A 12,680-nucleotide genomic window follows, 5' to 3' on the forward strand; every position below is an offset into this window, starting at 1 on the left:
GTTTAAAAATTAACTACTATCATGCGTATAGTATCATATAATTATAATAAGATGATTATTTAGTTGTAGTTCTAGTACAAGCTTAAGCAATGAAAATACCGGTTTAAAAAATACATATTGACCATATCTTAATATATCTCATACAATTTCAAAAAAATAAGATTTATAAAAGACTTCAGTCGGAAGAATCGAGAATAGTTACTGGCTATGAAAGTGGTGTTAGTACGGGTGGTTTCCCCGTGCTTACAGCACCGGGCGTGTTTGGAGACTCGCTTGCGAGGCTTCAAATCGAGGTCTGAGACCTTGGCTCAGGCCGGTCCGCATAGCCAGTAACTATTTCTCGATTCTGGAGACGGCATATTTAATGAGCACCATACGTATACCAGTATTCAAGTAAGCGCTTAACTACAACTTAAACAAAATTTTTTGAGGTGAAAAAATGCTTAAAGATAAACACATTGCCATTTACGTTACTGGCGGTATTGCCGTCTACAAATCGCTGAACATTGTTCGTGAACTAATTAAACAGGAAGCTCAAGTCCAAGTTGTTATGACGGATGCTGCTCAAAGATTTGTTACCCCATTAACATTTGCTACACTCAGCCAACGTCCAGTAATTACTGATAACTTTACACCACAAACTAGTTCAGACGACTTTATTCCGCACATTAAGTTATCTCTGTGGACTGACCTTGCAATTGTCGTTCCCGCAACTGCTAATATTATTGGAAAAATGGCTAATGGTTTATCAGATGATATTGTTTCAACTAGTTTGTTGGCTACAACTGCACCGAAATTAGTTTTTCCAGCAATGAATACTGATATGTACAATAATTCAGCTGTCCAAAACAACTTACAAACTTTGAAAAAAATGGATATCAAAATAGTTGAACCAGCAACTGGCTTTTTGGCTGAGGGAATGACTGGTAAAGGTCGTTTGCCTGAATTACCTGTTATTATGGGTGCCATTGAGAAAACCTTCCAACCACGCCCTCTTACGGGTAAAAAAGTTATTGTCACTGCTGGCGGCACTAAAGAAGCAATTGATCCAGTTAGATTCATCGGCAATCGTTCTTCTGGAAAAATGGGACTTGCCATGGCTAAAGTTGCTCGTGATTTGGGTGCTGACGTTACTTTATTAACCACTGTTGACACTGATCTTGGTGGCATCAATATTATTCAAGTCCAAACCGCTGAAGAATTGATGAAACATTTGCAAGATACTTTCCCTGAAACTGATGTTTTAGTTATGGCTGCTGCCGTCGCTGACTTTAAACCAATTAATGTAGCTGATCAAAAAATCAAAAAAAATGATGACGAAGATATCTTCACCATCAAATTAACTAAGAATCCCGACATTCTCAAAACCGTTGCTGCCACAAAAGACAAACAATTTGTCGTTGGTTTTGCAGCTGAAACGCAAAATTTATTAACCAATGCTGAAAAAAAATTAGCTAGTAAAAATGCCGACGTCATTTTAGCTAATAACGTTGCTCAAAGTGGCGCTGGTTTTAATGTTGATACGAATCGCGTTACTTTATTACAAAAGAATCAACAGCCAGAGACTTGGCCATTAATGTCAAAAATTGATGTTGCTAAGAAGTTCTGGGATTTTTATTTGACTAGATAGCAAAAAACATTCCTTCATCGGGAATGTTTTTTTATTGTGGATTTTCATTGTTGCTGTAATAAATTGGTTCAGGTATATCAAAATCAATATGTTTCAACCAATCCTTGATTTGTTCACCAAGATTCTTCGACATCATTGCTGAAACCATGATCTGTTTCTTTGAGATGTGATTAACATGCACACCAGCCGTAATCGTACAACTACCTGGTAAATCAGCTTGAATAATTTTGCCAACTCGAACGGCTAAAACATCATCTTTATGTAACCGCCCATCATGACTAGGATAACGAATCGTTTCTAAATCTGTCATCTTTGTCAAAGTCGTTACGGTTCCAATATGTGGAGTGTCACCACCAGTTATTTTAATTAACAAATCTTTGCCGATGGCTTCCACGTCAGCTATCATTGTGTAATTTTCTTGTGTAACAGTGAATTTCATTAAATTCCCTCCCAACGACCGCTAATTTCATTTTCAATGCCCAAGGCATCTAGTTCTTTCATTGTTTGGTGATCGACTAAATCTTGAATCGTTTTGGGTTGATTGTAGAAGGCAGGAATTGGCGGAATCATTTGGACACCCATTTTCGACAACTTAGTCATATTTTCCAAATGAATCGTGCTCAATGGTGTCTCACGTGGGACAATTATTAATTTACGTTGTTCTTTAAGTGTCACGTCAGCGGCTCGAGAAATCAAATTGTCACCAATACCAACAGCAATACTAGCAACTGTTTTCATACTAGCAGGTACAATAATCATGCCATCAGTTAAAAATGACCCACTGGCAATCGTTGCTCCAAGGTCACTATCACTATAAAAATAATCAGCCAAATCTTTGATTGTAGCTAATGACAAATCAGTTTCTAGCTGTAAATTTTTCTTAGCCCAAGCACTGAAAACAACATGCGTTTCAACATTTGCAATTGCCTTTAATTTTTTCATCAAATCAATCGCATAAATTGTTCCTGAAGCACCTGTTACACCGATAACAATTTTTCTCGTCCGTGACATATTAACACTTCCTTAATCTAAATATTTTTGCCAATCTTTAACTTCTTTAAACTTGGCACGCTCAAATTGATCTTTCATATCGAATGGAACTGTTCCATCGAGAATTGTTTTGGAACTCATACCACGGAAACGAATCGACTTAGGATCATATTCGGGACGTTCTGAAGGATCAAGTGGATGGTTACGCATCCCTGGAAGAACCATAATATCTTTATCACCTTGGAAACGTGTATTCAAAGTCCACATAACATCGTTCATATCGAAAATATCGACATCGTCGTCAACCAAAATAACTGTCTTCAATTCCTTAAATGCTGACAATGCTAAAATGGCAGCCTGTCTTTGGAGACCTTCATCAGCCTCGTCATCCTTGTGAATTTGCATGATAGTCATCAATTTACCACCACCAGCTGGAGAATTGTAAACGTTAGTAACCTTACCAGGAATAGCTTTATCAACTAATTCCAAAATCGAAGCTTCTGTTGGAATACCAGCCATAGAAACATGTTCTTCACTAGGTCCAATCATTGTTTGGAAAATAGGATTCTTACGGTGCGTGATTGCCTTAACTTTAACCACATTCACAGCTGGATTGGCGTCCCCATCATAACCAGGAAATTCAGGCATTGCTTTGCCAGTATTAGTATTTATATCTTCTTGCATCGTTTGATTAGGCATAATTTCAGCCTCAATCACATATTCTGAACGAGCAATAGCTTTTTCATCGACAGTTTTAGCAGCAACTAATTGAACAGCTTGTTGACGCAAAGCTCCAGCAACATTCAACTCATCGTAACCAAGTGGGGTTGTAGGTGGTTCAAAAGTAGCACCTATGGTAATAGCTGGATCCAAACCAATATTAATCGTAATGGGCATTGGTTTGTTCAACTTTTCAAACTCCTTTTGGAAGTGACCAATATGACGACCACCAGGCATAATATACATCCCTAAAGTATCTTTATCCTCTAGGACCATCCGGTGAATCGTTACATCACTCATTGATTTATCAGGATTGGAACCCAAAACCAAACCAACCGTAATATAAGGACCAGCATCATATTCAGTATTCGTGGCAGCAGGCAAAATCTTGCGAATATCAAAATCTGCATCTGTCGCCTTGTGGATAACTTCTTGAACTGGAGCATCTTTTTCCGAAACAACTACTGGAGCAACTGGATTATCAACCGAATTCTTCAAAAAACGACCGAGCGTCTGATAATCGTGATGCAAAATTTTACCAACACGTTTACGACTAGCCATTGAACCAATATAAATTCGATCACCGGGAAAACCCTTAATGTTGTTAAACATCATTGAAGGACCAACTGCAGTCGGACGTTCAACCGTACCACCAGCACCGATATAACGGTAAACACCAGACAATTCAGCATTAGGATCAACCTCAACATCAGTTTCATGGTATTCACCAGGCTCTTGTTTTAACTCATCAATAACTTTTCGCAAATCATACAATTCTTCTGACATACGACTACCTCCGTTTTCTTAACAGTGATAAGTATAGGACTAGAGGTGGGTTCAGAACAATTCAAGATAAAACAAAAAGCATTCCATAATGGAATGCTTTTATATTTGATAATTTTTGTATTTTCAACTGACATTTATTTATGATTGTGTGTATTAACGACTAATAATTTATTACAAAAACCATATATACGCGTGACGCTAGTTTACCGTCCCCAGAATCGTGAAATAATTTATAAATCTTGTTACTTTAACAATTCGGAATAAAGAATAAACTAGCCGGAAGGAACAAGAATTTAGGTCGCTATTAAGGTGGCGTTATGGCTTTAGCCATTACACCACGGGACGAGTTTTGAAACTCGCGGTTTGTGCGAGGTTCAAAATCGAGGCTCGAGACCGCTTTTTGGCTCGAACCGGTCCCCATAGCGACCTAAATTTCTTGTTCCTGGAGACGGCATATTTCATTACATAGAAAAAACAGCTGCAACCAAAGAAATAACCCAAACAGCAATCATATAACCATAAAACAATCTATTCTGCTTCTTATATTTCAAATTACGCGATGAATTAACCATTGCTTCAATAAACGAAATGATTGGAATGTAAAAACTCAAACCAGTAATACTAAGCACAAACGGTGTCTTCCAAACACCACCTGACAATCTTATTGACATACTATAAATATAAAGTGCTATCAAAACAAATGTTGGAATGACCTCAATAATACGACGAATTTTCATTACTTTCCCCCATCTTTGGTATATACAACTATCATACGCTAATAACTATTTTTTTGGCTTCTTCTTAGGTAGTTTTAATTCAAATAACAATGGATTAGAATCAGGAGCAATTCGCAAACATAGTTCCTGTTGAGCACGTGTAACGCCAACATACAATAGACGACGTTCTTCTTCAATAAAAGCTGAGTAATTTTCCACTTCTTTATAGAAAATATGAAACATTGAAAATTCTTTTTTCTTATCCAAAGTTTTATCTAAATTAATCGGATTAAAACCATTATTATTCGTAATATCTTTGTAGTTATCAATATGAGCCGATTGCAACGCACGTTCCAAAAATTCATAACTCTTGTTGTAAACCAATTTCCATTCTTTAACAAATTGGTCAAATGACATTTCTGGTGGGAACCAATTATTCAAGGCCACCCCGGCACTTTCAACTTCCTTATTTGTTAAGCCATACAAATAAACATACTTAAATTCCAAACCTTTCGCCTGATGCAATGATAAAAATTGAATTCGATGTTCTTGTTTATCTTGTTCCATCCGACTCGACAGAATATCTTTCTTATGTTCTTCATCTAAAAAGAAAGCATCAACATCCGAATAGGTTTCAATCTCATCTTCGAGATACTGCTTAATATCGTTGACTTCGACCTTCGACATGAAATTTTTCTCTTCCATAAAATCAAAGTATCGATCAGTCAATTTAGTTGCAGCTTTGTATAAATCCTTTATCAAACTCTTCGCTAATTTTTGTTTCTTTTCCTCGTCATCAGTATCATTCATACGTGCTTTAAAACGTTTAACACTGTTGAAATAAACTTGCACACGTTCATCTGTCCGTTTATGAGGTGTATTTGTCTCGGCGTTATACGCTTCAGCTGCCAACAAATATTTGCTCAACTTATGAAATTCATCATTGGCACGTGCTTCAACTTTGGTCGTGTGGTCCTTGTATGCTCGAAAACCAATGCGGTTCGCTTGATTGGCAAAGTACTTATATTTATCTTGCCACAGAGCCTTCATCAATTCAGTTATAATCAGATAAATTAAATTATTTTGAAGAATCGCACCGGCATTGTTGATATTTGAATAAATTTCTTGATTAGCTAACCAATCAGCCAATAGCATTCTCGAAGAATTATAACGAACCAAAATTGCAATATTGTTATTGTTGATTTCCGGATCATTGATTTGCTTAACTAGGCGCTTTAACATCTTGGAAGTTTGGCTAAAGCCTGATTTCTTACTACTATATAGGACAAACTTACCAACATCGGGACGACCAGATAACAAATCCTTATCTAGACGAACATGATTATGTTTAATTAACGGAATTACCCGTTTCAAAATTTTCTCACCTGTCCGATAATTGGTTGATAAATTTAATTTTTGAGCATCTGGCAAGAGTCGTTTGTAATTTAAAATATACTGTGGATTACTACCTCTAAACGAATAAATACTTTGATCATCATCACCAATGACAATCAAATGCTGCATCGTTTCAGGACTGAGTAATTTAGATATGATTTGCCACTGTAAATTGTCGATATCTTGGAACTCATCAATCACCGCAATCTTATAACGGGACATGATATTTTGATAATACTGCAAATAATCGGGATTATTCATACTATCTAACAGCAACATCTTCATATCATTAAAATCAATATAACCGTTACGACGCTTCAATTCCTGATACTTATCAATGACATCAACATAATCTTCATAAAATTCATCATCATGATTTTGACGTGAATATTCGGACATAACTTTAATTGATTGCGATAACGGTTCATTTTCAGTTACAGTTGGCAAAATTCCATCAGTTGTTAAGCCCTGATTAATCATATATTCATTTAAATCAAACATTTCCTCAAGCATTTCAGCTTTCGTTATAACGTTACTTGGATGTTTGATTTGATCAGATAAATCGCGCATGAACATTCGATAACTCGTTAAAACCTGGGCATCACGATATTCGGGATTTTGTCGTAAAAGTTGATAAAACAAGGCATGAAAAGTTGTGAAGTTAGGACGTCCAATTGGAAACTCCAAACCCGTATCAGCTAAATCGGTGACAAATTTATTGAACCGCTCTCCCATATCAACTCGCGATTTATGTGAGAAAGTAATTCCTAAAATTTCATCTGGAGCAGCATCACCTTTCGCTACAGCAATTAACGCCATTAAAATAAAGATGGTTGTTTTACCCGAACCAGCACATGCATTGACTAGCAACGGTTTGGTAAAATCATTATTTAAAATTCTTATTTGTTCATCGGAGAACTTCATATTTAGACCTGATTCCATCAGATCAATTATTTCATTAGTTGATAATTCTTGAATCGTTTTGTCCCCCATTACTTTCATTTTGGATATATTCCCAAAAGAGCTTATTAGCTTGGGAATGTTGTCCCTTAACTCTAATAAAACAGAGTTTATTTGCGATATTCGCCGTCAATGGCACAATAGCAACTGTTTGATTATCAAACTGTTTGGCTGTTTTAGCTGTCATTACCGACACGCCCATATTATTTTGAACCATTTGCATGATCAAGTCCACACGTGTACCTTGATAAGTTATCTTTGGTTGAAAATTAGCTTGCTGACAAAGTTTTAACACTGGTTCATAAAGATTCGTTGATGGACCTAAAATTAGAAAGTTTTCAGTACGTAAATTACTTAAATCCAATTGTTTTTGTTTAGCCAATGGATGACTATACGGCAAGACAGCAACAAATTTATCATCTTCCATGATGATACGCTCCAAGTCAGAATCATCAAAACCAAACGTCCGCGCAAAAACTATTTCACATTTCCCTGCTTTCAAAGACGTCAGCAAATTATAACTTTCCTCTTCCTTCAGTTTAATTTGAACTTCGGGATGATCCTGTAAGAATTGACTAATTAAGCCAAAACTTTGATAACTTGGCATCGTTGGTATGGTATGTATTTCAAGCGTTAAATTTTCAGCAGCTTTAAAATCAGCCAAATCAACAGTCATTTCAGTATAATCTTTTAAAATTTTTTGAGCATAAGGTAAGACTAATTTACCAGCAGCCGTTAATTCAATTTTGCGATGGGCACGTTTAAATAATGTCACCCCTAAACCTTTTTCTAATGCTAAAATTTGCTTAGAAATATTTCCTTGGGTAGTAAAAAGATTCTCCGCCGTTTCAGTATAATTGAGTGTTTTCGCTAAATCGATCAAAACTTGAAACTTCTGAATGTCCAAGATCTCACCCCCGATTAAATTATTCCACATTGGAATTAATTGTAGCATTTTCTAAACTCCGGTTGATAATTTAAATCCGAAACCGTATGGTTAACTTATGTTAATTAGAGGAGGAAATATTTTGACTGACATTAAATTAATAGCGACCGATATTGACGGGACGCTGTTTGATAACGAACACAATTATGATGTAAAGCGCTTAAATAATTATTTAAATAAATTACGCCAAAAGGGAATTAAATTTGCTGTGGCCAGTGGTAATAATCGTGATCATTTAGAGAAAATTTTCCAAGCTAGTCCAGACATTGACGTTTTTATAGCGGAAAATGGTTCACAAATCTACAACGATAACGAAACACTTTATGAAAAAACACTACCAACTGAGTTAGTAAATGACATGATTCAGACATTCAATCGTGATTTAGATCTCAAAGCACTTTCACTATCAGGAAAAAAAGCTAGCTACTCCAATACAGCCGAAAATCAACCACTCTACCACATCAATAATCTCGTTTGTGTCGATGATCTTACTAAAGTGGACGACGAAATTTTCAAACTAAATATCCAGCTTGAGCATGAGGACTTGGATGCAGGTGTTCAATTACTAAATGACAAATACGGGTCTAAAATCTACGCAGCAGTCAGTGGCTTCGGCAGTATCGACATTATGAGTGCCAACGTCAATAAAAGCCTTGGCCTACAACACCTTTGTGAAAAACTAAATATTTCTTTAGACAATGTCATGTCTTTCGGAGACAACACTAATGATCTCGAAATGCTTCAGGAATCTGGTCTAAGCTTCGCCATGAAGAATGCCAAACCACAAATTTTAAAAGCAGCCGACCGAATTACTAAAGATGATAACAATCATGATGGTGTTTTGAATACAATCGGAGAATTTTTTCAATTGTAATTATTGAATTACTATTAAGAATAATTAATGTTCATTATTTGCTAGAGGACTCGCCTAAAGTATATATATATCAAAAAACAACAAATACATTAGCCTTCAAGAGCAAAAATTTTGGCAGCAGTGGAGGTGGCGTTAGAGCTTTAGCTCTTACACCACGGGACGAGTTTTGAAATTCGCGTACTTTGCGAAGTTCAAAATCGAGACGAAAGACCTTGGCTTTCGTCGGTCCCCACAGCAGCCAAAATTTCTTGCTCTCGAAGGCGGCACAATTCAAACACAAAAAAGGAGTTAACAATCACTTACGATTGCTAACTCCCTTTATTTTTTAATTTTCATCAGGTTTTTCCATCAATAATAATAGAATCAAGTAAACGATGATTCCCGGAAACATTGGTGTCAACGATATGGCTACATAAAGAATCCGACCAATAGCTGGATTCCAATCATATTGTTCGCAGAAACCGGCGATAACTCCACCTAAAATCTGATTGTCTTTTGATCTCTTCACAGGAATATGCATTGTCATTAACCTCTATTATTCAGGATTTTCCATTAACATCCAGAGTACCAAGTAGCCTATGATACCTGGAAATGGTGTCAAACTCAAGACGACCCACAAAACTCTGGCGATAGTTGGATTCCATTGAAAATGTTCAGCTAGTCCACCGATAACACCGGCGAAAACGTAATTACTTCTAGAACGTCTAATTGAAATATGCATAAGCTACTTCCCCCTCTTTATCTTTAATTACATAATAAATGATTCTAAATAAATAGTACATTGAATTCACTTACAACCAACTTACAATTTTGTCACTTGTGCTTCTAAAAATTCTTTCAACACTTGAAGGTTTTGATTAAAAGCATGTTTGGCAATTGGTGCTAATAAAGTTAATGGCAATTGTAAATTATTTGTTGGATAAAGTGTCTCAGTAACTTTCGTCAGACCAGCTTGATCGGTTAATTCGAAAACTAACTGATACTCCATCCGACCAGTGGTACTTTGACAAATAATTTTATTATCCACAGCTTTGATTTCAACGATTTCATCCTTATTTAAGGCATCAACATCTCTATGAATAGCGTAAGTATTTTCATTAACGGTTTCAATTTTGCCAATTGCCCAATTCCATTTCAACCAATTTGGAGCGGTTAGTAAGAACTGTTGAACATCTTTTTTATCAGCTTTAATTAAAATTTCATTTCTAAATAGTTTTTTCATGATTGTTACTCCCTTGATTTGATAAGGCAATCATATGAAAAATTACGTCTATTTAAAAATCAGTATTCTGATATTTTAGAAATCTGTAAAAATTTTCTCACCGTATAACTCAGAAAACAAATCTTTTCGTTGATGAGCTTCCAAACGTTTATCGTCATCATGGGCTTCTTGAGCCAAACGTGCCATTAGAAAATAGCAGTTAGCCAACATGTAATGTGAATCATGCTTAGCAATAAAACTGATGCCATCAACCAAATAAGCCGTTGAATTTTGATAATCATTCAACTTGAAATAAATTAATGCAGCCAAGTAATAGATGATATTTTGATTCTCATCATAAGCAAACTCATTCCAATTCCGAAAAGCTAAGTCAACATTATCAACCGCACCCGTTTTATTATTTTGCAGGGCGTCAATACATCCCATCGCCAAATAGCCTAGTCGTGAAATTGTATTCAGTTGCAAGTGATTAACTTCTGCTAATGACAGCTTAAATGAAGCCAATCCTTCATCGAGCGCACCCGTTTGTAACTGGGAAACGCCTAAATAGTAGTAATAGGCTTGCATTTGTTGAGCTGTTTCCAGTTGATCAACTACATCATCTTGCTGTAAAAAAGCCAACAATTCCTTATATTGATGTTGATTGCACAGCTTATCCACCGTTTGGTTGAAATCCTCGTGATTACTAATGTTGTAATTAGTTGCCAAACTGATTTCATTTAAATCGACATTGAGTTTTTTCGCCAAGTTGATCAACAAATTAGCGTTGGGAATATAAACATCATTCTCAATTGCTGACAACATTGATTGGGCACAAACACCTTCAGCAAGTTCTTTTTGTGTCAGTCCTTTTTCTTTACGTAATTCTTTTAAGACAGTCCCTAAGTTTTTCATATACAATCCCTGAATTCTACATTTAATAACTTACTTCAATTCTAAAGTAAATTAGCAATAAATACACAAAAAAGGAACTGCTTTCGCAATTCCTTATTAATCTTCTTGTGATATTTTTACAACTGGACTAGTAATTCGAGTGGTAAAAGCGGCTTCTGAATCAAGTGGTTGTAAAGCTAAAATTGCTGGTTGACCAACTTCGATTCTGAATTGATTCAAAACCTCAATATTTTCAGTATCCATTCTAAGCTGCCGACCTCGTAATTCATCCCGATGCCGATTTAAAAAGACTTTTGAATCTTTAATAATTATTTTGTAAACGGACCTCGTCATCGTGATAAATGTGTACGTACCATCTGGAAAGTTATATTCCAAAGCCTCCATGCGTCCACTCCTTAATTATATATTTAACGCATGATTAATATTATCACTCTATGTAGTGTCAGTTAAATATGTCGTCTTCTGAACTGAGAAAAGCTGGACTGGCTGTGCGAACTAGTTCTTTTATAAATTTAATTTTTGTGAATTTCTGAAATATAATAAAACATTAGAATTAATGTTAAAAAGATTATTTAGAACAATATATATTATTGCAACTCTTTTTGAGTCCAAGCTGGAGTTTCATAACCGCTAAATTTCTTATTGATTAGATCAGCAACTTCTTTAGTATGGTAAGCTTTTACAATTTTCTTAAAAGTTGGATTGTCTTTATCCTTGGCATTAGCTGACAAAATGTTGACATAAGGCTTTGATTTGGCAGTAATCTTTTCCCGATAAATAGCATTCTTAGGGTTCAACTTAGCGTCACTGGCAACTCCACTGTTAACACATGCAGCCGTGACATCGTCTAATGATTTAGCTGTTTGTCCAGCGTCCAAAGATGAAATTTTGATACCACGTGTATTCTCAGTAATATCACGTAAACTTGGAATCTTTGCGTTATTCAACTTGATCAAGCCAGCACTTTCTAACAATTGTAATGCTCGACCCTCATTAGTCACATCATTAGGTACAACAACTTTATCACCCTTTTTCAATTGACTGATGTTAGTGATTTTCTTAGAAAAGAGTGACATTGGAGCAATTACAGTTGTTCCTAATGCTACGATATTAGTCTTATGTTTCTTGTTCCAATCACTTTGGAAAGTATAAGTTTGGAAATCATTCATATCAATTTCCCCAGCAGCCAATGCGGTATTTGGTTGGTTATAGTCAGAAAATTCAACAATTTTAATATTGATACCCTCTTTTTTAACAATCTGGGCAACTTTTTCCAACTCCGGATTGTTGGCTCCAGAAATACCAACTTTAACTGTCTTGCCAGAACTGCTATTACCGCAGCCTGCTAAAATAAATAAACTAAGTGTGGTAACGAATAATAATAATATCCCCTTAATTCGACGCTTCATAATTTTTTCCTCCTCAAAATTAAAAAGACGCTTCTATCGGACAATGTTTGCCAAATAGAAGCGTCTTTTTATGACGCGGTATTTAAAAGCAAACTTTCTCATACTTACTTTTCAAAATACCAATTAATTCAATTGCTA

14 protein-coding genes are annotated in these 12,680 nt (G+C 35.7%); 2 read left to right on the forward strand and 12 right to left on the reverse strand.

The genetic code is table 11. From position 1 onward, the window contains the following. Positions 1-439: 439 nt before the first annotated feature. A complete protein-coding gene (gene coaBC / locus FD31_RS04290; RefSeq protein ID WP_057891533.1) occupies positions 440-1,630 on the forward strand; it encodes a bifunctional phosphopantothenoylcysteine decarboxylase/phosphopantothenate--cysteine ligase CoaBC in 1,191 nt (396 codons plus the stop codon). A 31-nt stretch (positions 1,631-1,661) separates the two neighbouring features. Here the strand turns inward: coaBC and lpdD are convergent, their stop codons facing one another. The 6 genes from lpdD to FD31_RS04320 all read right to left on the reverse strand — a co-directional run bounded on the left by lpdD (position 1,662) and on the right by FD31_RS04320 (position 8,152). Continuing rightward, positions 1,662-2,069 carry a prenylated flavin chaperone LpdD gene (gene lpdD, locus FD31_RS04295; protein WP_057891534.1) on the reverse strand — a complete coding sequence of 136 codons (408 nt, stop codon included), beginning with the start codon at positions 2,067-2,069 and terminating at the stop codon, positions 1,662-1,664. After that, positions 2,069-2,641 carry a UbiX family flavin prenyltransferase gene (locus FD31_RS04300; protein WP_057891535.1) on the reverse strand — a complete coding sequence of 191 codons (573 nt, stop codon included), beginning with the start codon at positions 2,639-2,641 and terminating at the stop codon, positions 2,069-2,071. Before FD31_RS04300 ends, lpdD begins: the two co-directional genes overlap by 1 nt. A 12-nt stretch (positions 2,642-2,653) precedes the next feature. Beyond that, positions 2,654-4,126 carry a UbiD family decarboxylase gene (locus FD31_RS04305; RefSeq protein ID WP_057891536.1) on the reverse strand — a complete coding sequence of 491 codons (1,473 nt, stop codon included), beginning with the start codon at positions 4,124-4,126 and terminating at the stop codon, positions 2,654-2,656. 461 nt (positions 4,127-4,587) lie between these two features. Next, positions 4,588-4,863 carry a LasU family protein gene (locus FD31_RS04310; RefSeq protein WP_057891537.1) on the reverse strand — a complete coding sequence of 92 codons (276 nt, stop codon included), beginning with the start codon at positions 4,861-4,863 and terminating at the stop codon, positions 4,588-4,590. Between the two features lie 45 nt (positions 4,864-4,908). Further along, positions 4,909-7,239: a UvrD-helicase domain-containing protein gene (locus tag FD31_RS04315; protein WP_057891538.1), complete on the reverse strand. Its 2,331-nt coding sequence runs from the start codon at positions 7,237-7,239 to the stop codon at positions 4,909-4,911. After that, positions 7,196-8,152 (reverse strand): LysR family transcriptional regulator, encoded by a 957-nt coding sequence (locus FD31_RS04320; RefSeq protein WP_235805325.1) that lies wholly within the window; start codon positions 8,150-8,152, stop codon positions 7,196-7,198. Before FD31_RS04320 ends, FD31_RS04315 begins: the two co-directional genes overlap by 44 nt. Before the next feature lie 73 nt (positions 8,153-8,225). Here FD31_RS04320 and FD31_RS04325 point away from each other — a divergent pair, with 73 nt between their 5' ends. Continuing rightward, complete coding sequence (locus tag FD31_RS04325; RefSeq protein WP_057891539.1) at positions 8,226-9,017, forward strand: HAD family hydrolase; 792 nt, start codon at positions 8,226-8,228, stop codon at positions 9,015-9,017. 325 nt (positions 9,018-9,342) lie between these two features. Here the strand turns inward: FD31_RS04325 and FD31_RS04330 are convergent, their stop codons facing one another. From FD31_RS04330 to FD31_RS04355, 6 genes are all read right to left on the reverse strand, one after another. Then, positions 9,343-9,537, reverse strand: coding sequence for a PspC domain-containing protein (locus FD31_RS04330; RefSeq protein WP_057891540.1), 195 nt, complete (start codon positions 9,535-9,537; stop codon positions 9,343-9,345). Between the two features lie 15 nt (positions 9,538-9,552). Continuing rightward, positions 9,553-9,738 (reverse strand): PspC domain-containing protein, encoded by a 186-nt coding sequence (locus FD31_RS04335; RefSeq protein ID WP_057891541.1) that lies wholly within the window; start codon positions 9,736-9,738, stop codon positions 9,553-9,555. Positions 9,739-9,819: 81 nt separating this feature from the next. After that, the gene (locus FD31_RS04340) at positions 9,820-10,239 is read right to left on the reverse strand and encodes an SRPBCC family protein (protein WP_057891542.1); all 420 of its coding nucleotides are present in this window, start codon (positions 10,237-10,239) and stop codon (positions 9,820-9,822) included. Positions 10,240-10,314: 75 nt separating this feature from the next. Further along, the gene (locus FD31_RS04345) at positions 10,315-11,133 is read right to left on the reverse strand and encodes a helix-turn-helix domain-containing protein (RefSeq protein ID WP_057891543.1); all 819 of its coding nucleotides are present in this window, start codon (positions 11,131-11,133) and stop codon (positions 10,315-10,317) included. Between the two features lie 96 nt (positions 11,134-11,229). After that, the gene (locus FD31_RS04350; RefSeq protein ID WP_057891544.1) at positions 11,230-11,517 is read right to left on the reverse strand and encodes a hypothetical protein; all 288 of its coding nucleotides are present in this window, start codon (positions 11,515-11,517) and stop codon (positions 11,230-11,232) included. A gap of 203 nt (positions 11,518-11,720) precedes the next feature. Next, the gene (locus FD31_RS04355; RefSeq protein ID WP_057891545.1) at positions 11,721-12,542 is read right to left on the reverse strand and encodes a MetQ/NlpA family ABC transporter substrate-binding protein; all 822 of its coding nucleotides are present in this window, start codon (positions 12,540-12,542) and stop codon (positions 11,721-11,723) included. Positions 12,543-12,680 lie beyond the last annotated feature (138 nt).

It is taken from the genome of Companilactobacillus nantensis DSM 16982 (assembly GCF_001435815.1).
Lineage (GTDB): Bacteria > Bacillota > Bacilli > Lactobacillales > Lactobacillaceae > Companilactobacillus > Companilactobacillus nantensis.